General features: G+C 60.1%; 23 protein-coding genes and 2 tRNA genes. 9 read left to right on the forward strand and 16 right to left on the reverse strand.

The window, feature by feature from the left end:
* Positions 1-86: 86 nt before the first annotated feature.
* Positions 87-1034 carry an Rpn family recombination-promoting nuclease/putative transposase gene (locus VDP81_RS06555; protein ID WP_323011868.1) on the forward strand — a complete coding sequence of 316 codons (948 nt, stop codon included), beginning with the start codon at positions 87-89 and terminating at the stop codon, positions 1032-1034.
* 6 nt (positions 1035-1040) lie between these two features.
* On the opposite strand, the gene VDP81_RS06560 is transcribed toward VDP81_RS06555, so the two are convergent.
* The 4 genes from VDP81_RS06560 to gloB form a co-directional block, all read right to left on the reverse strand.
* Positions 1041-1508 (reverse strand): DUF4262 domain-containing protein, encoded by a 468-nt coding sequence (locus VDP81_RS06560; RefSeq protein WP_323011869.1) that lies wholly within the window; start codon positions 1506-1508, stop codon positions 1041-1043.
* Positions 1509-1661: 153 nt separating this feature from the next.
* Positions 1662-2444, reverse strand: coding sequence for an enoyl-ACP reductase FabI (fabI, locus tag VDP81_RS06565; protein WP_322995571.1), 783 nt, complete (start codon positions 2442-2444; stop codon positions 1662-1664).
* Positions 2445-2468: 24 nt separating this feature from the next.
* A complete protein-coding gene (locus VDP81_RS06570) occupies positions 2469-3884 on the reverse strand; it encodes a transglycosylase SLT domain-containing protein (protein WP_322995572.1) in 1416 nt (471 codons plus the stop codon).
* Between the two features lie 35 nt (positions 3885-3919).
* Positions 3920-4720, reverse strand: a complete 801-nt coding sequence (gene gloB, locus VDP81_RS06575; protein WP_323011870.1) for a hydroxyacylglutathione hydrolase — start codon at positions 4718-4720, stop codon at positions 3920-3922.
* 15 nt (positions 4721-4735) lie between these two features.
* On the opposite strand from gloB, the gene VDP81_RS06580 reads away from it, so the two are divergent.
* The 6 genes from VDP81_RS06580 to VDP81_RS06605 all read left to right on the forward strand — a co-directional run bounded on the left by VDP81_RS06580 (position 4736) and on the right by VDP81_RS06605 (position 9847).
* Entirely contained in the window at positions 4736-5515 is a 780-nt protein-coding gene (locus VDP81_RS06580; RefSeq protein ID WP_416233243.1) for a class I SAM-dependent methyltransferase, read from the forward strand.
* 50 nt (positions 5516-5565) lie between these two features.
* Complete coding sequence (gene rnhA / locus VDP81_RS06585) at positions 5566-6012, forward strand: ribonuclease HI (RefSeq protein ID WP_323011871.1); 447 nt, start codon at positions 5566-5568, stop codon at positions 6010-6012.
* Positions 6013-6137: 125 nt separating this feature from the next.
* Complete coding sequence (gene dnaQ / locus VDP81_RS06590; protein ID WP_322995576.1) at positions 6138-6863, forward strand: DNA polymerase III subunit epsilon; 726 nt, start codon at positions 6138-6140, stop codon at positions 6861-6863.
* A gap of 142 nt (positions 6864-7005) precedes the next feature.
* A tRNA-Val gene (locus tag VDP81_RS06595) sits at positions 7006-7080 on the forward strand.
* Positions 7081-7215: 135 nt separating this feature from the next.
* The gene (locus VDP81_RS06600) at positions 7216-7713 is read left to right on the forward strand and encodes a hypothetical protein (RefSeq protein ID WP_323011872.1); all 498 of its coding nucleotides are present in this window, start codon (positions 7216-7218) and stop codon (positions 7711-7713) included.
* Positions 7714-7729: 16 nt separating this feature from the next.
* On the forward strand, positions 7730-9847 hold the full coding sequence (locus tag VDP81_RS06605; protein WP_323011873.1) for a S8 family peptidase: 2118 nt from the start codon (positions 7730-7732) through the stop codon (positions 9845-9847).
* A 122-nt stretch (positions 9848-9969) separates the two neighbouring features.
* Here VDP81_RS06605 and VDP81_RS06610 read toward each other — a convergent pair whose 3' ends face one another.
* On the reverse strand, positions 9970-11442 hold the full coding sequence (locus VDP81_RS06610) for a sodium:solute symporter family protein (RefSeq protein ID WP_323011874.1): 1473 nt from the start codon (positions 11440-11442) through the stop codon (positions 9970-9972).
* Positions 11439-11624: a hypothetical protein gene (locus VDP81_RS06615; protein WP_323011875.1), complete on the reverse strand. Its 186-nt coding sequence runs from the start codon at positions 11622-11624 to the stop codon at positions 11439-11441. The genes VDP81_RS06610 and VDP81_RS06615 overlap by 4 nt, the downstream gene beginning before the upstream one ends.
* A gap of 177 nt (positions 11625-11801) precedes the next feature.
* Here VDP81_RS06615 and VDP81_RS06620 point away from each other — a divergent pair, with 177 nt between their 5' ends.
* The gene (locus VDP81_RS06620; protein WP_323011876.1) at positions 11802-12713 is read left to right on the forward strand and encodes a ZIP family metal transporter; all 912 of its coding nucleotides are present in this window, start codon (positions 11802-11804) and stop codon (positions 12711-12713) included.
* Positions 12714-12789: 76 nt separating this feature from the next.
* On the opposite strand, the gene VDP81_RS06625 is transcribed toward VDP81_RS06620, so the two are convergent.
* A complete protein-coding gene (locus VDP81_RS06625; RefSeq protein WP_322995405.1) occupies positions 12790-14019 on the reverse strand; it encodes a methyl-accepting chemotaxis protein in 1230 nt (409 codons plus the stop codon).
* 139 nt (positions 14020-14158) lie between these two features.
* Positions 14159-14332 (reverse strand): YegP family protein, encoded by a 174-nt coding sequence (locus VDP81_RS06630; RefSeq protein ID WP_323011877.1) that lies wholly within the window; start codon positions 14330-14332, stop codon positions 14159-14161.
* A gap of 233 nt (positions 14333-14565) precedes the next feature.
* Here VDP81_RS06630 and VDP81_RS06635 point away from each other — a divergent pair, with 233 nt between their 5' ends.
* Complete coding sequence (locus VDP81_RS06635; protein WP_322995407.1) at positions 14566-14856, forward strand: hypothetical protein; 291 nt, start codon at positions 14566-14568, stop codon at positions 14854-14856.
* 31 nt (positions 14857-14887) lie between these two features.
* Here the strand turns inward: VDP81_RS06635 and VDP81_RS06640 are convergent, their stop codons facing one another.
* The 8 genes from VDP81_RS06640 to tyrS form a co-directional block, all read right to left on the reverse strand.
* Positions 14888-15073: a hypothetical protein gene (locus VDP81_RS06640; RefSeq protein ID WP_322995408.1), complete on the reverse strand. Its 186-nt coding sequence runs from the start codon at positions 15071-15073 to the stop codon at positions 14888-14890.
* A 157-nt stretch (positions 15074-15230) separates the two neighbouring features.
* Positions 15231-15321 (reverse strand) — tRNA-Ser (locus VDP81_RS06645).
* A 49-nt stretch (positions 15322-15370) separates the two neighbouring features.
* A complete protein-coding gene (locus tag VDP81_RS06650) occupies positions 15371-16006 on the reverse strand; it encodes a riboflavin synthase (RefSeq protein ID WP_323011878.1) in 636 nt (211 codons plus the stop codon).
* A gap of 32 nt (positions 16007-16038) precedes the next feature.
* The gene (ribD, locus tag VDP81_RS06655; protein ID WP_323011879.1) at positions 16039-17199 is read right to left on the reverse strand and encodes a bifunctional diaminohydroxyphosphoribosylaminopyrimidine deaminase/5-amino-6-(5-phosphoribosylamino)uracil reductase RibD; all 1161 of its coding nucleotides are present in this window, start codon (positions 17197-17199) and stop codon (positions 16039-16041) included.
* Positions 17183-17650 carry a transcriptional regulator NrdR gene (nrdR, locus tag VDP81_RS06660; protein WP_323011880.1) on the reverse strand — a complete coding sequence of 156 codons (468 nt, stop codon included), beginning with the start codon at positions 17648-17650 and terminating at the stop codon, positions 17183-17185. The genes ribD and nrdR overlap by 17 nt, the downstream gene beginning before the upstream one ends.
* Positions 17651-17683: 33 nt before the next feature.
* A complete protein-coding gene (glyA, locus tag VDP81_RS06665; RefSeq protein WP_323011881.1) occupies positions 17684-18928 on the reverse strand; it encodes a serine hydroxymethyltransferase in 1245 nt (414 codons plus the stop codon).
* A gap of 163 nt (positions 18929-19091) precedes the next feature.
* Positions 19092-19724 carry a YbhB/YbcL family Raf kinase inhibitor-like protein gene (locus VDP81_RS06670; RefSeq protein ID WP_322995600.1) on the reverse strand — a complete coding sequence of 211 codons (633 nt, stop codon included), beginning with the start codon at positions 19722-19724 and terminating at the stop codon, positions 19092-19094.
* A 20-nt stretch (positions 19725-19744) separates the two neighbouring features.
* Positions 19745-20971: a tyrosine--tRNA ligase gene (tyrS, locus tag VDP81_RS06675; protein ID WP_322995601.1), complete on the reverse strand. Its 1227-nt coding sequence runs from the start codon at positions 20969-20971 to the stop codon at positions 19745-19747.
* Between the last annotated feature and the right edge of the window lie 45 nt (positions 20972-21016).

A 21016-nucleotide genomic window follows, 5' to 3' on the forward strand; every position in this document is an offset into this window, starting at 1 on the left:
ATGGTGTCTGACCCCATTGTTTACGCAGGGGCAAAAGTGTCCCACGACCAGTCTGCTGGGCGCGTGATCCCCTGACAATCAGGGGCATGGTCAAACCACATGATGCTTCGTACAAGCTGCTGTTTTCCTCGCCCGAGATGGTGCGCGATCTGATCGTGGGTTTTATCCCCGATGAGTGGCTGCATCAGCTGGACTACACCACCCTGGAACGGGTCTCTGGCAGTTACATCACTGACGATCTGCGCGAACGCGCTGACGATATCATCTGGCGGGTACGGGCTGATGATCAGTGGGTTTACCTATACCTGCTGATCGAGTTCCAAAGCCGCGTCGACCCCTGGATGGCGGTTCGCATCCTGACCTATGTGGGCCTGCTATATCAGGATCTGATCCGCCGAGGCGAGATATTATCCGACTACCGTTTGCCGCCGGTGCTGCCTATCGTGCTGTACAACGGCGAGCGGCGCTGGCGGGCGGCTACCAATATCGCGGACTTGATCCCCAAGCTGCCAGGTCGCCTGTCACGCTATCTGCCCCGCCTGGAATATGTGCTGATCGACGAGAAACGCTATACCCCGGCACATCTGGCTCAACTGCATAACCTGGTGGCAGCCATGATGCGTGTCGACCGCCCCGAAAGCAAGCAAGACCTGATTGGGCTGGTAGACCTGATCAGCGAAATGCTGCAAGATAAACCAGAATTACGGCGGACATTCGCCACCTGGATACGCAGTGTGCTGGTACGCCGCAGCGACTACGCTTTAGTTTTGCCGCAGGTCCAAGACCTGGAGGAGATAAAAATGGGACTGTCGGAACGACTTGACCAGTGGGCTGAACAATATAAACAGGAAGGTCGTCAGGAAGGCCGCCAAGCTGGTGAGGCGCTGTTGCTGCAGCGTTTATTGGCCAAGCGATTTGGCCCGTTGCCCACCAATATCACCCATAGGATCTCATCGGCTAATGCTGCCGATCTGGAAGCCTGGTTTGATCGACTACTGGATGCTGAGACCTTGGACGAGGTATTCGCGCTGTAGCTCTGTTTATGTATTCTGCAGCCACTGCTGCGGATTAGCCGCCTGATCGTAGCCAGGATCGCTGGGAAACCGGCCATGTTCGTCGGCCCAGAGAATCTGCATGACGCGGATGTGTGCGCCGAATCGATTGCTGGCCTGCGCAACGCGCTGGGCCAAGACGAATGGCGTGGTGACGTCCACGACGCGCACGGGGATGCGCACGGCATCTGTCGGGGTTTCGCCATCTGCCAGGCCATCACGGTGTTTAGCATGGGCGACTACGTCGCTGATGACGTCCATGGCCAGGGCATGATCCAAGACGCCGGTGATGATGAGCTCGGGCAGATTGGATCGGGCCAGACCGATGGTGTGGATAAACCATTCTGCCTGGGGCATGTCGTCATCGGCCACCACCAGATGGGTATATTCGTGCCATTTCAGCTTGTCTTCCAGGAAACCCTGGAGTTTCTGGCGGTTGCGTTCCGCTTCGGTCATTTCATTACCTATCGTTAGCGGGAAGATAATGGGGTTGGCAAACAATGGGGTCAGACACAAAAAAATGGGGTCAGACACCATTTTGATTTCAAAAATGGTGTCTGACCCCATTTTTTTCTTTGAGGTGTAAAACGGGGTCTGACCCCATTATTATCAGCCCATCCCCGGAATCGTGTTGGAGAAACCGCAATCTACGTGCAGGATTTCGCCGGTGATACCGGCTGCCAGGTCGGACAGCAGGAAGGCGGCGGCGTTGCCGACGTCTTCGATGGTGACGTTGCGGCCCAGGGGGGATTGGGCTTCGACGAATTTCAGCATGTTGGAAAAGTCCCGGATGCCGCTGGCGGCCAGGGTCTTGATTGGGCCAGCGGAAATGCCGTTGGCGCGCAGGCCCTGCTTACCCAGGGATTTTGCCAGATAGCGCACGCTGGCTTCCAGGGATGCTTTGGCCAGGCCCATCATGTTGTAGTTGGGAATGGCTTTTTCGGCCCCCAGATAGGTCAGGGTCAGCACGGAGCCCTGGCGCCCCTGCAGCAAGGGCAAGGCGGCCTTGGCCAGGGCGGGGAAACTGTAGGCGGAAATATCGTGTGCCACGCGGAAGTTTTCGCGGGTCATGCCGTCCAGGAAATCGCCTTCCAGGGCATCGCGGGGTGCAAAGCCGATGGAGTGCACCAAGCCGTCCAGGCCGTCCCAGCGCTGGCCCAGGCTGTCGATGGCCGCCGCGATCTGGGCGTCGTCGCCAACGTCGCAGGGGATGACGATGTCGCTGCCCAGGTCTTTGGCAAACCCCCGGACGCGTTCTTCAAAGCGTTCGCCCACATAGGTCAGGGCGATTTCCGCACCCTGGGCACGGCAAGCGTGCGCAATGCCGTAGGCGATGGATCGATTGGACAGCACGCCCGTGACTAGGATGCGTTTGCCGTTGAGAAAGCCCATGATGTGAAATCCTGTGGTTGAAAGTTAATTGGGCACCTGCAGGCGCTTGCCGGTGGACAGCGCCGAGCTTTTGAGGTTATTGAGCTTGCGCAGGGAATCGACCGAGGTGTTATAGCGCCGTGCCAGGGCATACAGGGTATCGCCCTGGCGCACAGTGTGGGTGCGTGCACGAGGGCTGCTGCGTGTTTCGACGATGCGCACCCGGGAAGCGGGCTGATCGGCCTTGGTGCTGGCGGCGGCAGTCTGGCCTGGGACGGTGACGTGGCGGATAGTGCGGCTATTGTCGTCAGCGGCTGGCGGGCTGTAAGAGGCCAGGCGAAAGCCGCTGTCGGCGGGAATATTATCGGCGGGGATCAACAGGGCGGCAGCGCTGGCCTGGGTTTGTTTGCTGCCCAGATTATTGGCCTGGCGCAGCTGGTTCAGGGTGATGCCGTAGGTTTTGGCGATGCCTGCCAGAGACTGGCCGCGTTTAGGGTGTACGACCTGCCAGGAGGACAGTCGGCCTGTGTAGGCTTTCAGGTTGTCGTTGAAGATATCGACCTTATCCAGGGGCAGATGCAGCGCGGGCTTGTGTTCGGCCAGCATCATGGGCCGGTTATAGGCTGGGTTCAGCGCCTGGAAGTCTTCCAGGGGCATTTCAGCCAGGGCGGCGGCCACGGCGATGTCCATGTCGCGAGACTTATGCACCGTGGTGAAATAGGGCACGTTGCTGACATTGGGCAGGGTAATGCCGTATTTTTCGGGCTGGGCGATGATGTTTTTGATGGCCTGCAGCTTAGGAACGTAGTTCCGGGTCTCGTCAGGCATGGTCAGCTGGGTATAGATGGGCTCCAGGCCGTTGTCCTCGGCTTTGTCCATGGCGCGTTTGACAGAGCCCTCGCCCCAGTTATAGGACGCCAGGGCCAGATACCAATCGCCCTGAAATTCGTATAGGTAGCTTAGGTAATCCAGCGCAGCCTGGGTCGAGGCAACCGGGTCGCGGCGCTGGTCGCGCCACCAGTCCTGCTGCAGCTTGTAGTGCAGGCCCGTACTGGGAATGAATTGCCACAGGCCCGAGGCCTGTGAACGTGACAGGGCATTGGGGTTGTAGGCGGATTCCACAAACGGCAGCAAGGCGAGTTCTGTCGGCAGACCGCGGCGGCTTAATTCATCCACGATGTAGTACAGGTACTTGCCGGCCCGCTGGCTCATGATCAGGACCGATTGGGGGTGTCCGGCATAGTAGTCCGTCCAGTAATCGACGCGTTCGCTGCGTAGATTAGGGATGGAAAAACCGCGTCGGATGCGGTCCCACATGTCGCGCGGCGGGTGGGTGAGGTCTACCGTGCGGGAGGTGTCTGCGGCCACGTAGGGCTGGCTGCTTTTGGTGTCTTGGGGGCCTGTGGCGCAACCAGCCAGGATCAAGAGGGCCAGTGGCAGCAGGTATCTCAGGATTTTCATGGGTGGATTATTTATATTTTATGGCACCGGTGTTCTTAAGCCTTGTTTTTCCAGGCCCGCAGGCTGGCGAATACCGCCTGGGGGGTGTCCAGCATGGTGCCGTCATGCTGGCTGGCCGCTGCCATGATGGCCGGGTGGCTGGTGCGCAGAAATGGATTGGTCTGATGTTCCAGGGCCAGGCGTGAGGGCACGGTAGGCAGCCCCTGAGCACGCAGCCGGGCGGTATCCCGGGCGCGGGCCTGCAGCATGGCGTTATCAGGATCTACCTGTAATGCCCAGCGGATATTGGCAGCCGTGTATTCGTGCGCGCAGCACACCAGGGTGTCTGGCGGCAGATGTCCGATTTTACCCAGGGATTGCAGCATTTGGGCAGGGGTGCCTTCAAATAGCCGACCACAGCCCGCCGCAAACAGGGTATCGCCACAAAAGACAACGGTCTGGTCGGCATCCAGCTGGCCTGCATAGGCGACATGGCCGGCGGTGTGACCCGGCACGTCCAGCACATCGAATTGCAGCCCGCTGCCGGGCAGCGTGATGCGGTCGCCCTGCCCCACAGGGATGTCGCAATGAGGGATTTTTTCGTGGCGCGGGCCATAGACGCGGGCACCGGTTCGCTGGTGTAATGCCAGCACGCCACCCACGTGATCCTGGTGGTGGTGAGTGACCAGAATGGCTTCCAGGGTGATGCCTGAGCCCAGATGCGCCAGCACCGGGGCGGGGTCGCCCGGATCGACGATGATGGCGTGATGGTTTTTTTGTACCATCCAGATGTAGTTATCGGACAGTGCCGGAATGGGCGTCAGCGTGGCCGGGGTGTCTGGATTGGGTGGATTCATGTGTAAGGAGCGATGGTGGCACCGCAACGCGCTATGCCGATAAAACTGGCTGAATGGCTGGAAACCCCAATGGGGCAATATGTGCGCGCCTGGGAGCAGCGCCAAGTCGATGCGATGGTCAGTAATGCCTTTGGGTATCATGCCATACAAATCGGCCTGCCGCACTGGGATCTGCTGCAAGCCAACCGCATCCCTTATAAAGCCTGGGCGCACAGCCCGGATGCGCCTTTCGGCACCCGCGCCGGGCGCCTGATCTGCGAACCGGAACAACTGCCGTTCGATAGCCAAAGCGTGGACCTGATGGTGATGCCGCATACGCTGGAATGGTGCGGCGACCCGCACCAGGTGCTGCGCGAAGTCGAGCGCGTGCTGATGCCCGAGGGCCGGGTGGTGATGACGGGGTTCAATCCCTACAGCCTGTGGGGCCTGCGCGAATCCTTACCCGGCCTGGCGCTGCAATTGCCGGTGCCGGTGCCGTCGCAGGTGTCGCCTACGCGCCTGAAAGACTGGTTCAAGCTGCTGTCCTTCGAGCTGGATCGCGGACGTTTCGGCTGCTATGTGCCGCTGTGCGCCACCGAGACCTGGCTGCAGCGCTGGCAGTTCATGGAACATGCAGGCGACCGCTGGTGGCCTGCGGGCGGCGCGGTCTACGCGATTGCCGCCGTCAAACGCGTGACCGGCATGCGGCTGGTGGGCCCGGCATGGCGGAAATCCAAGCGACGGCGCGTGCGCCGAACGGTGGTGCCCGTGGCGAATCAGGTGCGCTCAGACCCGGATACGGACCAGGCTTTATGATGTGCGCCCGAAGCCACTGAATACCGGCTTCATATTCTTTAGGAAACCCAATGGCGGAACCCATCGTGGATATCTGGACGGATGGCGCCTGCAAGGGCAATCCCGGTCCTGGCGGCTGGGGCGCCCTGCTGCGTCAGGGACCACACGAAAAAACCCTGCACGGCGGCGAACCGCTGACGACGAACAACCGCATGGAATTGATGGCGGTGATCCAGGCACTGCGGGCACTGAAGCGCCGTTGCGTAGTGACAGTCCACACGGATTCGGTGTATGTGCAAAAGGGCATGACGCAATGGTTGGCCAACTGGAAGCTGCGCGATTGGCGCACAGCGGATAAAAAGCCGGTGAAGAACGCGGATCTCTGGCAGGATCTGGATGCCTTGGCCGGACAGCATGAACTACACTGGCGCTGGGTCAAAGGCCATGCGGGCGACCCCGGCAATGAACGCGCCGACGCCCTGGCCAACCAAGGGGTTGCAGAACTCGGTTCTGGCTGATCCCTCATAAATGGGGTCACATCATTAAATGGGGTCAGACACCATTTACCCCAAGCCGCTGTGTTGCCGATAATAATGGTGATAATGGTGTCTGACCCCATTTATTCTTCAACGGATATTGTTTTATGCGTCAAATCGTCCTGGATACTGAAACCACTGGGCTGGAGCCGGAGCAAGGGCATCGCGTGGTCGAGCTGGCTTGCGTGGAGATCGTCAATCGTCAGGTGACGGATCACCATCTGCATCTGTACCTGAATCCGGATCGTGACAGCGACCCGGAGGCTCTGCGGGTGCACGGCCTGACGACCGCGTTCCTGTCGGACAAGCCGCGTTTTTCGGCGGTAGCCCAACAACTGGTGGATTTTGTGCAGGGCGCCGAGGTCATCATCCATAACGCAGCGTTTGACGTGAAGTTCCTGAATGCCGAACTGAAGCGCGCCGGGCTGCCGCCGTTTACGGACCTATGCGCCCAGGTGACGGATTCCTTGATGGTGGCGCGCGAGATGTTCCCCGGCAAGCGCAACAATCTGGATGCGCTGTGCGACCGATTCGAGATTTCCAATGCACACCGTACGTTGCACGGGGCGCTGCTGGATTCCGAACTGTTGGGCGAGGTCTGGCTGGCGATGACCCGCGGCCAGAACTCTTTGCTGGGTGGCGATGCGGACGATGCCGTTGGCCGTCAGGGGGTGAACGCAGGCGCCTCGATCCAGCGTTTTGATGCGTCCGGCCTGCCGGAGGCGCAGCTCAGCGCAGCGGATCGGGCGGCCCACGAAGCCTACCTGGACGGCCTGGACAAGGCTGTCGGCGGACGCAGCCTGTGGCGTGAAATCGAGGCCGGGCGAAACTGAGACTAGTGGCACGCATGTCCCTGGGCAGATTCTGAATGGGTAGGACGCCAGAGCCGTGATACCACTTAAATTTATGTATAATGGCGATCTTTCCAGTCGGCTGTTACTGCGCTTCCTGCGCACATACTGACAGCGTCCGATTGGGCGGTTAGCTCAGTGGTAGAGCACTGCCTTCACACGGCAGGGGTCACAAGTTCGAACCTTGTACCGCCCACCAGAATTTAAAAGCCAGATCAAGCGTTTAGCTGATCTGGCTTTTGTTCGTCATGCATCCCAAGGCAGATAGCCCGCCTAAAACAAAACCCTGGTTTCTCGATACACTAAAACCCACTTCAACCAAATGGGTATCATCATGTCCATGCTTCTTGCGCCTGCCAGGCTTTTTACCCGACGCCAACTGGTTTGCGTGCTGTCCGCCCTGGCCCTGGCCCTGACGGCTTATGCCACCCAAGCTGCCGGGGCCTCGTCAAGCCAGGCCTCCAGCTATATCATTGGCGGTAAAACTTATCAGGCACTGCCTGCCACTACCACCCCGCCCGCCGGGGCGGTCTCGAAATCCGCACCTGGCAATACCGACACGCAAACCCGCCTGAAAGACGAACGCGGTCTGGTCGGGGTCAGCCACCATAAAGTCGTTACCCTGGGGGCATCCGAGTCCCAGATACAGGCGATTCTCAGGGACGCGGCAATCCAGCCCACCCAGATACTATCCAGCCCACCCTCCGGCATGATTTTCATTCAGTTTGCCAGCATGACACAGGCTGTCCAGGCCTTCGATCTGCTCAAGACCCGCCTACCCGACGCCCAGGTGTCCCTGCCAATTCAATACAGCAAGCCCGTCTTGAAATAACTCATATCTCATTGCCATGGCCATCACTCTTCCTCCTTTCAAGCGGTTTTCGATTTTGCTGGGGGCCGTCCTGGCCATCAGCCTGAGCGCGTGCAGTGATTCGGGCGGTGGCGACAACCCAATCCAGCCTGTCCCGCCTCCTCCTGATCCAGACCCCACCGCCTTCCAGACCGGGGCCACTGAACCCTTATATCCATTTCAGTGGGCGTTAAATCACAAGGACAGCTATTTCAGTGCCTTTGCCTCCGCAGCCAACGGGACGGATCTGAACGTCGAAGATGCCCACCGGGCGGGTGTCAAGGGGCAAGGCGTCCGGGTGCTGGTGCTGGATTCCGGGGTGGACCTGCACAATGAAGACCTGGCCTCCAACGCCGACCCAAGCATGTCCTGGAATTTCGTGAATAACAGCCATGATCCTTATCCGACCATTCTGAACGACCATCACACCGCCCCCCACGGCACCGCCGTGGCCGGCATTATTGCAGCCGCGCAAAATCAAAAAGGCGTGATGGGCATCGCCCCTAGGGTGAGTCTGGGTGGCGCCAACGTGCTGGATGCAGATGACAGCGTCAACGCAGAAGACTTACAAGCTCGCTTCGCTCTGGCCTACGGGGGGGCCGATTGGTCGCGCCAGGCCGACCTGATCAATGGATCGTACGGAGAGGACGAAATGGCCAAACCCTACGATGACGTTGATTCGGACAATATGCAAGACCTCGAAACCCCCTTGGTTCGCGGGCTGAAAACCTTGCGCGATGGGCGTGGGGTGGTCTTTATCAAATCCGCAGGCAACGAATACACCACCAATGGGGATCAAACCATCGTGTGCGACGGCCCCACAGCCAGCCGGGCATGCGTAAACGTAGCCAATGACCCCCTCTCCCTGGAACCCAATGTCTTGCATATTGCAGCGCTCACCGCACAAGGGCAGGCGGCGACCTATAGCAGTGCGGGGTCCGTGAATTGGGTCAGTGGCATGGGGGGCGAATACGGCGACTATGGTCTGTATGGCGAAAACCCCGATAACCAACACCAAGGACGTGGCCCTCTGGACGGCCCCACCTTGTTTTCCACTGACATGCGCGGTTGTGCGGCAGGCTATAGCTACCAGGGCGGCAAAGTCCCCGCCGCCACGCCTTTTCTGCGCGGCGAAACCCAACGCAATGGGATGGCTGACAATCCCGCCTGCGATTACAGCTACATGAATGGCACCTCTGCAGCCGCCCCCAGCATCAGCGGGGTGGCGGCGCTGATACTCAGCGCCAACCCTGAACTCAGTTGGCGCGATGTGCGCGATATTCTGCGGCTATCGGCGCGCCGGGTGGATGTCGATTATCTGCAGCGCCGCCCGGACGGGCCAGAAGGCACTCTGCCCCGATTCGGGGATCAGCTGGATCTGAGCAACAATCAGTGGGTGAATGCCCTCAGCAGCCCGACGGACATCGCAGCAGCAGCCACCCGCGTCCCGCTGGACCTGGGCTGGCAAACCAATGCGGCTGGGCTGGCTTATTCCAATCGCTATGGTTTTGGTCTGCCCGATGCCAGCCAGGCCGTGGCGTTGGCCCAGGCCTATGCCCGCGATCCCAGCCTGGGACGGTTGGCCGATGTGCATATCCCAAACTTCACGACCACGGTGTATTGGCATAAAAATATGGGCGATCTGATGGAAACCCAAGACCTGGCAGGGGTCGTACCTGCCGAGTTGCCTGGTGGGTTCCCCTATCGCCAGGTATCCCTGCTGGGCACATTCAAGGTCGCGCAGGGCAACGCCATCGTGGATGAGTTCCAGCTACGCCTGTCCGGGCAGGGTGTCTGTCTGGGGGCGATCGGCCTGGCGGTGAAATCCCCCAGCGGCACGATGTCCTTGCTGAAGCTGCCCAACGATCATTTCAGCGGGGGCGCAGAGTCAATCGACGACGGCACCCGCATTCCGGTTGATGAGTTCCTGCAATACGGGCTAGGCAGCTACGCGTTCTACAACGAGGCCGCAGCAGGCGACTGGTCCTTGTATATGCTGGCGGCCAACCCGGATACGGCCAGCGCCATCAAGACCTTTATCGACTGCCCCTCTGTCCTGGACGACGCCCCCAGGGACTTTGCCTTTATTGTTGAATCCCGGGTGATTACGCAGTAAATCAAACTGCCTGAGGACAACACCGCCCTGTGCAACGCGCAGGTTACGCGGCGCGGCAATAAATGGGGTCAGACACCATTCCTAGAAAGAAATGGTGTCTGACCCCATTTCTTTGATCTCATTCATTGCTTGTTTTGGCAGGCTCGAGCCATGAATTCGTCCGCCACCGCCCGGGGCGCCCGAGTACACAGGCTGACGACCACGAACAGCACAATCGACACCGGCAGGACCCAGACCCCAGCGGACAGGCCCAGGGGGCGCATGCCGGTGGCAAACATGGTCAATACCACGGCGCTGCCACCCAGAATACTGGCCAGCGCCCCGGCAGCAGTGCCTCGGCGCCAGAAGAACGCGCCGATAATGGCCGGGACGACCACCGCCAGGCCGGTGGAGGCCGCCACGGACAGCACGGCAATCAAATTAAGCTGCAGTTCGGCGAACATCAGGGCCAGGGCGGCGATCACGGCCAGCACCAGTTTGCCGAAGCGCAATTGACGGGCATCGTCACGGTGGCCCGCGACGTGCGCGTAGACATCGCGCGACAGCATAGATGACAGGGTCAGCATGATGGAATCAATGGTGGAAATTGCCGCTGCCAGAATGCCGATCATGACGACTTCCGCCAACAAGGGCGGAATGACATCCGAAGCCAGCAGGCTGGGGGTGGCCAGGTCTGCCTGCGACAAGCCAGGCAAAATCAGCAAAGCACCAAACCCCCAGGTGACCGACACCAGGGTATAGACCAGGCCAAAGCACAGAAAACCGATCAACATCACGCGCAGAGCGGACAGTGATTTAGGCATGAACAGCCGCTGGCTGACCTGGGGGTTGGACAAACTGAAGAAAAACCACGGCAGGGTCAGCCCCAAAAAAGTGGCAAAGGAAAAAAAACCCGGCCCTGGGACGGTCAGTACATTACCCTGAACGGCGGATAGCTGATCGAACATGGGCCCCAGCCCCCCTAGGTGCCGCACCACCAGCCAGGCGACCACCGAGGCCGAGATCAACATGAATGCAGCCTGCAAGGCATCGGTCCACATGACCGAGCGCATGCCGGCTATATACGAGAACACCAGCGCCACGATGGTGGCAAATATGGTGCCGGTGGTGAAGCTGATCGCGCCGTCGCTCATCCCAGCCAGCAGATAGCCGACCCCGGCCAGTTGCACGGCAGCATAAGGGATCAGAAACAGGCAGTTGGTCAGGGCGGTAGAGACGGCGACAGAACGGCTCTGGTAGCGGTGGCCCAGCATTTCGCTGGGGGTGATGAAGTTATAAGCGCGGCCGACCCGCCAAAAACGCGGGCCGAACACGGCCACCAGCGACACACCCACGAAATACACGATTTCGAAACCGAAGGCACCCACCCCCGCCGTGTAGGTCAGCCCGGCCAGCCCCACCATCATGAAGGCGCTGTACGTGGTGGCGCTGTAGCTTAGCGCGGAGACAAAACCGCCAAAGCGCCGCGCCCCCAGGAAATAGCCCGACATGCTGACGCTGCGGCCATTGGTGGACTCATCCCGCGCCAGCCAGGCCACGGTGACCGCAACCAGCAGATAAACGGCCACCCCCAACCAGATTGCGGTCGCGCTCATTCGTCTTGCCCCTGGAAATCCCGCGTGGCGATCAAATTGCAGATAATCACCAGCACCCCGGCTACCCCCCAGAACAGGAAGCTGCCATACCAGGCGTTAACCTGATCCAGCACCCAGTAAGGCACCACGAAACACAAGATCGCCAGCACCCAGACGCATGCAAGACTGATTTTTCTAGCCATGGGGAATCAGATATAAGATACAAGACTGCTAATGCTAGCAGCTTCAAGCAGCTTTCTGGGGGACAGCCATTTTGGCAGTACTGGAACCAGCGTGCCCCGCCCATGCCAGAAAGAGAATTTCGGGGCCAGCCTTGCTGATAAAGTAGGGGGCATTCACCTCTTGAAAGAGATACGCGTATGACCAGAACATTGCTGCAATCCTGGCGCCGCCAGGTGCTGGCGCACCGGGGGCCGGCGCTGGGCCTGTTGCTGGCGCTGGCGGCCATGGCCTGGCTGCTGCTGGATAGCGCGGCGCAATCATTTGCCGGACATAACCGCACGTATCTGGGATATGCCGCATTGGGCGGGCTGGTGGGGTTTGGAGCCACAGCCCTGGGCGCACTGGGGGCGCTGACGCTGAGGCAGGTGGACAACCGGACGCAGGACTGCATGCTGGGATTTGCCGCTGGCATGATGCTGGCGGCGGCGTCTTTTTCCTTGATTCTGCCGGGGCTGGATGCGGCGCGAGATCTATTTGACAGCAGTGTTGCCGCCGCTACCACCGTGGTGGTGGGCCTGGGACTGGGGGTGCTGCTGATGCTGGGACTAGATTATTTCACGCCCCATCGCCATGAAAGCAGCGGCCTGTCCGGCCCGGAGACCAGCCGGATCAGCGGCGTATGGCTGTTCGTGCTGGCCATTATTCTGCACAATTTACCTGAAGGCATGGCGATCGGCGTAGGCTTTGCCCAAGGGGACCTATCCGTGGGTGTGCCATTGACCATGGCGATTGCCATTCAGGACATCCCGGAGGGCCTGGCCGTGGCACTGGCGCTGCGGGCGATTGGCCTAGGCTCTGGCCGAGCGGTGGGGGTTGCGGTGGCCTCTGGCTTGATGGAGCCCTTAGGCGCCCTGATCGGCGTAGGCATGGCCAGCGGCCTGCCCATCGCCTACCCGGTCAGCCTGGGGATTGCGGCGGGCGCCATGATTTTTGTGGTATCCCACGAGGTCATTCCCGAGACTCACCGCAACGGCCACCAGACCGCCGCCACCGTGGGCCTGATGGCAGGGTTCGGGGTGATGATGTTTCTGGATACGGCGCTGGGTTAAAAGAAAAAGGGAAAATGGGGTCAGACACCATTACTAAAAACAATGGTGTCTGACCCCATTTCCACCATTTCCAAGCTTAGGAGTCGGCCTTGCCCATCTGAGTCAGCAGGTCTTTCAGCAGCGCATACGCTGGCCGCCCCTGATTGGAGATCAAATCCCGAACCTGGGCAAATTGTTCTGCGCGGGCGCTATCCAGAATGCGCGCACGCGTCTGGCGATAGGCTTGCAAGGCCTGCTGGAACGGCTGACGGGTTTCAGCTTTTGGGTGGCGGCGGCAATACTGCACCCAGGCGCGGTCCAGCAATTCATCGATCTGGCCAATGCGCTGGACGACGGGTTCGACCTGGGCATAGGACTCAGAATTTTTGATCAGGATATTGCAGGCGCGCAATTCCTCGGCGCAGGATACCAGCACGTCCAGGGCACGCTGTTCCGGCAGCAAGGCTGAAACATCGCGCTTGAACGAACCGACCAGGTTTTGGATATCGCGGATCTCAGTGTTGCTCTTGGCCACCCATTCGAGCGATTTATCGGTGGCCTGAGACAGAGCTTCGACATCGCGGGCCATGGTGTGGCCCAGTTCGACTTGGGCCTGCGCCACGGCAGCCATTTCGTCCGACATCTGGCCGGTATGCTGGGAGTGCTGGCTGATATCCGCCAATAGATCTTCGACCTGGGAGGTCTGCTCGGCACCCAGCAGGATGTCCTCCAGGACGGCCTTCAGAAAGCCATCGGCCGCCGACGTGCTGGCGGTGATGCCGACAATCATCTGCCGGATTTCGGTTGTGGCTGCTTCAGTGCGGGAAGCGAGCTTGCGGACCTCGTCGGCCACCACGCCAAAGCCCCGGCCGTGTTCGCCGGCACGGGCGGCCTCGACGGCAGCATTGAGAGACAGCAGATTCGTCTGCATGGCAACGTCCTGAATCAAGCGCAGAATGGATTCGATCGCGCCGGCCTGCCGGGAGACTTCGGCAAAGCGCTCATTGAGTTCCTTGGCGGAATCCACCTGGGCACGCGTGCGCGCCGAGGCCTCGACCAGCAAAGCGTTACCCCGCAGCGCCAATTGATGCACGCTGTTGACCTCTGTTTGGGTAGTCTGGGCGGACTGATTCACGGCGTCCACCTGATCCACCAGTTGCCCCATGTGAGCCCGGAGTTGCGCCAATACCGTCGATTGCTCGTGGGAGGCCGACACGACGTTGGTAAAGGCCGACATCATGCTGGCGTTACCCATCACGACCTGCAGGGCCTGTGTGTCCAGGCGCTGCAGGGCAGCTGTGTGGCGGCGCGAAGCCCATGGCAACATAGCAGTCTCCTTTTTAGCTAACATGTTAGCAATAGATGCTTATGATAATAGCTAAATACGAAACAGCAGGCAATCTACGTAAACCCTAGACAGAAACCTTAATCTGGAAGAGGATTTACGCCCCCTCCAGCCCGATGCGCTATTCCTCAGTCACCGGTGCGTCAGGTGCCCCTTTTTTCACGGACTCGATGCTGTGCTGCGCACTTTGTTTGCTTGAGTACCCCTCGGAGCTGATGCAGACGATGTTTCCATTGGCCGCCTTCAGCCGCCAACGCCACTCTCCGCGTGCGTCTTTGTATAGGGTAAATTTCATGGCTGCTCCTGCATATTTTTATGAGCGCACATCGCGCACATTTATCGTAGGATTGCGCCATGCCAGCCGGTATTGGGGTTTTTACCTGATCATTGCGGCGCAGCATGACAGACAAGGGACATTTGCAGAGTCATACCCACCAAGGCCACATTAAAGGCGAGAAAAAACCCAGCAAAGCTTCTCCAATCTGAAATTTAGCTGTATAAATACACAGCTAACAAGTGGAGTAAGCCATGTACACAATCACCCTTCAAGACGCCCCTGCCGACATCCCCGAGAAAGCCCGCCAGGACGCCGAACGACGATTTCAGCGAACCCTGGACCGCGCTCTGGGCGGGCCTGATGAAGTCCTGGCCGCTTACCAGGCCTGGGCAACAATCGAGGACACCGCAGAAGACGAAATGAGCCCCGAAGATGTAGCGCTGGCCAAACAGTGGATCGCAGCGGCTGGCCGGGCGCGGGATGATGCGTTTCAGAACCTGGGGGAGACTGAGGCCTGGTTTGAGGTGAAGGTGGAAAAGTAGGCCACTTGGCACCATTGCCGTTTAACAAGAATCACTTCTTTTTTGCCTGCTCCGCCTTGGCAGCCATTTCCTCGTCTGAAATGTTGTAGCGATTCTGCTTAGGAATATGGGGAAACTGCTCCCACTCTCCGTCAGGCAGGAGATGCCAAGCGGTGTTGTCGTCACACAGCGCTGCAATACTATTGCCGTACGACGCAATTTGAATGATTCTTTTCATGAAAGCACCTCTCTGCAAGATGCTTTCATTTAACTACGTATCACCCTACTTAGGGCAGCACCTCCCGTTTATGGGGTAGCGCCTAGAGCCCGGAACAAGAAAATGGGGTCAGACACCATTATTTTTTAATAATGGTGTCTGACCCCATTTCGGATCCTGGCGGACAGAGGGGGATTCGAACCCCCGATACGCTATTCACGTATACACGCTTTCCAGGCGTGCGCCTTCAACCGCTCGGCCACCTGTCCTGCATGTCTGGTAAAACCAAACAAACGAAGTCCGTAATTCTAGCACGATTTAGATGGCAGGCATGATGACGGAGCCCATGCTGCCGACCATGCGTTCGACGTAGCGGGCAATCAGGTCGATTTCCAGGTTGACGTTGGTGCCGACCTGAAGATTGCGCAGGGTAGTGACCTGGATGGTGTGGGGGATCAGGTTGATGGAAATTTCGGTGCCTTCCTCCTGATCATCGACGCGGTTGATCGTGAGGCTGACGCCGTTGATGGTGACTGAGCCTTTGTAAGCCATGTATTTGGACAGGTGGGCGGGCACGATAATACGCAGTTCGGTGGACTCGCCGACCGCGTCAAAGCAGGTGACCTGGCCGATACCGTCGACGTGGCCGGAGACCAGGTGGCCGTCCAGGCTGTCGCCCACGCACAGGGCGTGTTCGAGATTGACCTCGCCAGGTGCTTCCAGGCCGCAGGTACGCACCAGGCTTTCGCGCGAGACATCGACTTCGAATTGTTCATCGTGCAGGGCAACGACGGTCATGCAGGCACCCTGAATGGCGATGGAGTCGCCCAGACGGCTGGAAGTCAGCGGCAAGCCGCCGGCATCGATCATCAGACGCACGCCGGATTCGGCCTGGTCGCCCAGCGGGCTCACCTGGGTAATGCGGCCTACCGCCGCGACGATTCCTGTAAACATGATCATGTCATCCTTTTTGAGAATGGGTGGTTTTACGCACTGCTGGGCAGGCCACAAGCGGTACTCAGGGCCTGCCAGCGGGCAGTGTCACGCAGATGCAGGCGCAGGTCGGGACCAATGGGCCGGGCGTCCAGAAACTGGTATCGAGGGGCCTGGGCCAAGGTCTGCAATGCGCTGGGCAATGCGGCCAGACCCTGGCCGTCGCCCAGAATGCAGGGGGCCACATAGACCAGCCATTCATCGATATGGCCTCCGGCCACCAAAGCACCCTGCAGGCGGGCACCGGCCTCGACGTGTACCTCGTTGATGTCGTGCTGGCCCAGCCACTGCATCAGGGCATCCAGATCTAGTGCCCCGCTGACAGACGGAGGCAGGATGATAACGCGGACATTGCGTCCGGCCAAACGGGCGGCCTTGGCGCCATCAGGGCGTGAGGTGAAAATCCAGACGGGGTTGCCGTTGAAGATCCGCGCCTGTTCGGAAATAATGAATTGGCTATCCAGCACCGCGCGGATGGGCTGGCGCGAGGTGGGTACGGCGCGCACATCCATTTGGGGGTTGTCGGCCAGGATAGTGCCGATCCCGGTCAGCACCAGGCAGGCGCGGGCACGCCAGTGGTGGCCATCGGCGCGGGCATGGTCGCCGGTAATCCATTGGGACTGGCCGTCCGGCAGAGCAGTGTGGCCATCCAGGGACATGGCGGATTTCAGCCACAACCAGGGGGTACCGCGCGTCATGCGGGCGCAGAACCCAGGGTTCTGCAGCAAAGCGTCCTGAGCCATCAGGCCTGCATCGACCTGGATGCCAGCCTGGCGCAGGCAGGCAATGCCGCGGCCGGCCACCAGGGGATTGGGGTCCTGCAAAGCCACGACGACGCGATGAATGCCTGCGTCGATCAGGGCCTGGGCGCAAGGCGGGGTGCGGCCCTGATGGCTGCAGGGTTCCAGGGTGACATAGGCGGTGGCGCCAGCGATGTCTATGCCCTGCTGGGCCGCCTGCCACAGGGCCTCGGCTTCGGCGTGACGTTCGCCGACCCGCTGTGTGTGGCCTTCGGCCAGCCAGCGGCCATCCCGCACCAGCACGCAACCCACGCGGGGGTTGGGGCTGCTGAGAAACAGGGATTTTTCAGCCACAGCCAGTGCCCGGCGCATCCAGCGGTGGTCTTCGGTGGAGAAATCAGGGGGTATGATCATCCGGGGAGCGAAACTCATCAATGGTGTGGGCGAATTCGCGGATGTCTTCGAAGCTGCGATAGACCGATGCGAAACGGACATAGGCGACCTGGTCGAGCTGGCGCAATTCGGCCATGACGAGCTCGCCGACCTGATCGGAGGTGATTTCGCGTTTGCCGCTGGTCAGGAGTTTTTCCTGGATGCGGACCACGGCGGCGTCCAGCGCGGGAGCGCTGACGCTGCGTTTGCGCAAGGCCAGCGCCATGCTGGCGCGCAATTTTGCGGGATTGAAGTCCACCCGCGAACCATTGCGCTTGACCACGGCAGGCATCATCAGATCGACGCGTTCGTAGGTGGTAAAGCGCCGGTCGCAGGCCGTGCAGCGCCGCCGACGGCGGATGGTATCGCCTTCTTCGGAAACCCGGGAGTCAACCACCTGGGTGTCGGGACAACTGCAAAATGGACACTTCATCTGTGTACCGGGCGCCCGCAGGCGCCCGTCCTGTTAGCGGTAGACCGGCAGACTGGCTGTCAGCTGGTTGACACGCTCGCGCACACGGGCAATGTTGGCCTCGTCGTTGGGGTTATCCAACACGTCGGCGATCAGGTTGCCGGTGAGCTCGGTCTCGGATTCCTTGAAGCCGCGGGTCGTCATGGCGGGGGTGCCCAGACGGATACCGCTGGTGACAAAGGGCTTTTCAGGATCGTTGGGAATGGCGTTTTTATTGACCGTGATGTGGGCCTGGCCCAGCACGGCTTCGGCGACCTTGCCGGTGATGCCCTTGGCACGTAGATCGACCAGCATCAGGTGGCTTTCGGTGCGCCCGGAGACAATGCGCAAACCGCGCTTGACCAGGGTTTCGGCCAGCACGCGGGCATTGGCGGCGACCTGGGCGGCGTAGGCTTTGAACTCGGGCTGCAAGGCCTCGCCGAAGGCAACTGCCTTGGCGGCGATGACGTGCATCAGGGGGCCGCCCTGAATCCCCGGGAAGATGGCCGAATTGATGATTTTCTCGTATTCGGATTTCATCATGATGACGCCACCGCGCGGACCACGCAGGGATTTATGGGTGGTGGTGGTGACGAAATCGGCGTGCGGCACGGGATTGGGATAAATGCCCCCGGCCACCAGCCCGGCATAGTGGGCGATATCGACCATGAACAGGGCACCGTTGTCGTGCGCGATGCGGGCCATGCGTTCGAAGTCGATGTGCAGGGAATAGGCCGAGGCGCCGCCGACGAGGAGCTTGGGCTTGATGGTGCGCGCCAGTTCTTCGAGCTTGTCGTAGTCCAGGACTTCGTTGGCATCCAGGCCGTAGGAATGAAATTCGTAGAGCTTGCCTGAAGCGTTGACCGGCGAACCGTGTGTCAGGTGACCGCCTTCGGCGAGGCTCATGCCCAGGACCTTGTCGCCGGGCTTCAACACGGCCATGTAGACGCCCTGGTTGGCCTGCGAGCCGGAGTTGGGCTGGACGTTGGCCGATTCGGCACCGAAGATTTCCTTGACCCGGTCGATCGCCAACTGTTCGACGATATCGACGTATTCGCAACCACCGTAATAGCGCTTGCCCGGATAGCCTTCGGCGTACTTGTTGGTGAGCTGCGAGCCTTGGGCCTGCATCACCGCCGGGCTGGTGTAGTTTTCCGATGCGATGAGCTCGATGTGTTGCTCTTGGCGGATGTTTTCTTGTTGGATGGCTGCCCAGATTGCGGGATCAGCCTGATCAAGGGTACGGGAGCGGTCAAACATGAGGGTTCCTGGAAAGGAGGGAAGAAAAGGGATGCGCGTACGCTGCGCGGCAAATCCGATCATTCTAGCGCGAACGACTAGCGGCGGACACTGTGCGCCTTTTAGCATGGTCCACCTGAAAAGGCAGCCAGCCCAGGCGCGTGGCAGATAGAGCAGCAGCGGGCTACAGGGCGTGCAGGCGCGGATTGAGCGTGTAGGTGCCGGTAATGCTGGCGCTGGCCAGCGTATGGCCCTGCAAAGCGGCTAGCGCCTGGGCGCCGGTAAATCGGCCATCCAGGGGAAATTCGGCAATATCCAGGGCATACACCGTGAAAATATAGCGATGCATCAGGGCGTCGTTCCAGGGCGGGCAAGGGCCGTCGTAGCCGAAGTAATCGCCATTCATGTCGCGGTCAGCGGCAAACCAGCCGGTGAAGTCGTTCAAGCCCTGGCGGGTATTGTCCAGCGCCAGAGGACCGGCCTTGCCTCGCGGCGTGATGCCATTGGCATAACTGCCTTCGGGCAGGCTGCGCACATCGGGGCCGACATCGACCAGCACCCAATGATAAAAATCCACCCGGGGCAGGTCAGTGGGGACCTCGCGCCCAGGCTGGTTGACGTCATCGGGCCGACTCGGCACATCAGGGTCGACACACAGAATGGCAAAAGAGCGCACGCCATCAGGCACATCGGACCAGGCCAGATGCGGGTTGCGGTTGCCCGCCAGGGCCACATGGGTTTGCGTATCGATGCGCCCAAAGGCGTTTTGTTCGGGGATGATCCCCTGATCGGGGAAAGATTCGCTATGCAGTTTCATGAGGCCTCCGTGCGGTGCGGCTAGGTCAGGGTGACCCGGGCGTATTTGCGTTTACCAACCTGCATGACATAGGTGCCGGCGGGCAACTGCAGGGATTTGTCTTCGATGCGGTCGCCGTCGATACGCACCCCTCCTTGTTGGATGTTGCGCTGGGCTTCGGTGGCTGAGGCAGCCAGACCGGCTTCGCGCAGAATTTTCAAGATCCCCATGGGGGCGGAGCCCACGGTGATTTCGGGCATGTGTTCGGGCATTGCGCCATCGCGAAACTGGGCATTGAAGTGCGCCAGCGCCGTCGCGCCCTGCCCTGTCCCATGGAAGCGATCGACGATTTCCTGAGCCAGCAAGACCTTGGCATCGCGGGGATTGCGGCCACCGGCGATATCGGTTTGCAGAGCGGCGATGTCTTCCAGGGTACGGAAGGACAGGAGTTCGAAGTAGCGCCACATCAGGGTGTCGGAAATGGACATGAGCTTGCCGAACATGGAGTCCGGCGTTTCGGAGATGCCGATGTAGTTGCCCTTTGATTTGGACATTTTTTCTACGCCATCGGTGCCTTCGAGTAGCGGCATGGTGAGAATGCACTGAGGTTCCTGGCCATATTCCTTTTGGAGTTCGCGGCCCACCAGCAAATTGAATTTTTGGTCGGTGCCGCCGAGTTCCAGGTCGGCCCGCAGGGCGACGGAGTCATAGCCCTGCAGTAAAGGGTAGAGGAATTCATGGACTGAAATGGGCACGCCGCCGCGAAAACGCCGGGTGAAGTCGTCGCGTTCCATCATGCGCGCCACGGTATAGCGCGAGGCAAGCTGGATCAGGCCCCGGGTGCCGAGCTTATCGTTCCATTCGGAGTTATAGCGGATCTCGGTGCGGGCCGGGTCGAGCACCAGGCTGGCCTGGGCATAGTAGGTCTTGGCGTTTTCCTGGATTTGTTCGGGCGTCAGTGGCGGGCGGGTGGCATTGCGCCCGCTGGGGTCACCGATCAGGGCGGTGAAGTCGCCAATCAGGAAAATGACGGTATGGCCAAGATCCTGCAGCTGGCGCATTTTATTCAACACCACCGTATGGCCCAGATGGATGTCGGGGGCGGTGGGGTCCAGGCCGAGCTTAATGCGCAGAGGCACACCGGTTTGACGGCTGCGGGCAAGTTTCGCGGCAAATTCGGAGGCAACGAGAAGTTCGTCGCAGCCCCGCTGAGCCACGCGCAGATCCTGGGCAATCTGGGGGTCCTCGGGGGCGATGGGGGACGGCATGACTGGGTCTTTATCAGAAAAGTTTAAAAAAGGCTCGATATATCG

The organism is Castellaniella sp. (assembly GCF_034675845.1).
In the GTDB taxonomy this organism is placed as follows: domain Bacteria; phylum Pseudomonadota; class Gammaproteobacteria; order Burkholderiales; family Burkholderiaceae_B; genus Castellaniella.

What these genes read in the sequence shown, in the direction of transcription:
- VDP81_RS06570 (WP_322995572.1), bottom strand. Translation starts at nt 3,884, where the DNA reads ATGAAAATCCTGAGATACCTGCTGCCACTGGCCCTCTTGATCCTGGCT.
- VDP81_RS06620 (WP_323011876.1), top strand. Translation starts at nt 11,802, where the DNA reads ATGACCAGAACATTGCTGCAATCCTGGCGCCGCCAGGTGCTGGCGCAC.
- VDP81_RS06615 (WP_323011875.1), bottom strand. Translation starts at nt 11,624, where the DNA reads ATGGCTAGAAAAATCAGTCTTGCATGCGTCTGGGTGCTGGCGATCTTG.
- tyrS (WP_322995601.1), bottom strand. Translation starts at nt 20,971, where the DNA reads ATGCCGTCCCCCATCGCCCCCGAGGACCCCCAGATTGCCCAGGATCTG.
- VDP81_RS06635 (WP_322995407.1), top strand. Translation starts at nt 14,566, where the DNA reads ATGTACACAATCACCCTTCAAGACGCCCCTGCCGACATCCCCGAGAAA.
- VDP81_RS06640 (WP_322995408.1), bottom strand. Translation starts at nt 15,073, where the DNA reads ATGAAAAGAATCATTCAAATTGCGTCGTACGGCAATAGTATTGCAGCG.
- ribD (WP_323011879.1), bottom strand. Translation starts at nt 17,199, where the DNA reads ATGATCATACCCCCTGATTTCTCCACCGAAGACCACCGCTGGATGCGC.
- gloB (WP_323011870.1), bottom strand. Translation starts at nt 4,720, where the DNA reads ATGAATCCACCCAATCCAGACACCCCGGCCACGCTGACGCCCATTCCG.
- VDP81_RS06605 (WP_323011873.1), top strand. Translation starts at nt 7,730, where the DNA reads ATGGCCATCACTCTTCCTCCTTTCAAGCGGTTTTCGATTTTGCTGGGG.
- VDP81_RS06610 (WP_323011874.1), bottom strand. Translation starts at nt 11,442, where the DNA reads ATGAGCGCGACCGCAATCTGGTTGGGGGTGGCCGTTTATCTGCTGGTT.
- glyA (WP_323011881.1), bottom strand. Translation starts at nt 18,928, where the DNA reads ATGTTTGACCGCTCCCGTACCCTTGATCAGGCTGATCCCGCAATCTGG.
- nrdR (WP_323011880.1), bottom strand. Translation starts at nt 17,650, where the DNA reads ATGAAGTGTCCATTTTGCAGTTGTCCCGACACCCAGGTGGTTGACTCC.
- VDP81_RS06650 (WP_323011878.1), bottom strand. Translation starts at nt 16,006, where the DNA reads ATGTTTACAGGAATCGTCGCGGCGGTAGGCCGCATTACCCAGGTGAGC.
- VDP81_RS06630 (WP_323011877.1), bottom strand. Translation starts at nt 14,332, where the DNA reads ATGAAATTTACCCTATACAAAGACGCACGCGGAGAGTGGCGTTGGCGG.
- VDP81_RS06625 (WP_322995405.1), bottom strand. Translation starts at nt 14,019, where the DNA reads ATGTTGCCATGGGCTTCGCGCCGCCACACAGCTGCCCTGCAGCGCCTG.
- VDP81_RS06555 (WP_323011868.1), top strand. Translation starts at nt 87, where the DNA reads ATGGTCAAACCACATGATGCTTCGTACAAGCTGCTGTTTTCCTCGCCC.
- fabI (WP_322995571.1), bottom strand. Translation starts at nt 2,444, where the DNA reads ATGGGCTTTCTCAACGGCAAACGCATCCTAGTCACGGGCGTGCTGTCC.
- VDP81_RS06600 (WP_323011872.1), top strand. Translation starts at nt 7,216, where the DNA reads ATGTCCATGCTTCTTGCGCCTGCCAGGCTTTTTACCCGACGCCAACTG.
- VDP81_RS06560 (WP_323011869.1), bottom strand. Translation starts at nt 1,508, where the DNA reads ATGACCGAAGCGGAACGCAACCGCCAGAAACTCCAGGGTTTCCTGGAA.
- dnaQ (WP_322995576.1), top strand. Translation starts at nt 6,138, where the DNA reads ATGCGTCAAATCGTCCTGGATACTGAAACCACTGGGCTGGAGCCGGAG.
- VDP81_RS06670 (WP_322995600.1), bottom strand. Translation starts at nt 19,724, where the DNA reads ATGAAACTGCATAGCGAATCTTTCCCCGATCAGGGGATCATCCCCGAA.
- rnhA (WP_323011871.1), top strand. Translation starts at nt 5,566, where the DNA reads ATGGCGGAACCCATCGTGGATATCTGGACGGATGGCGCCTGCAAGGGC.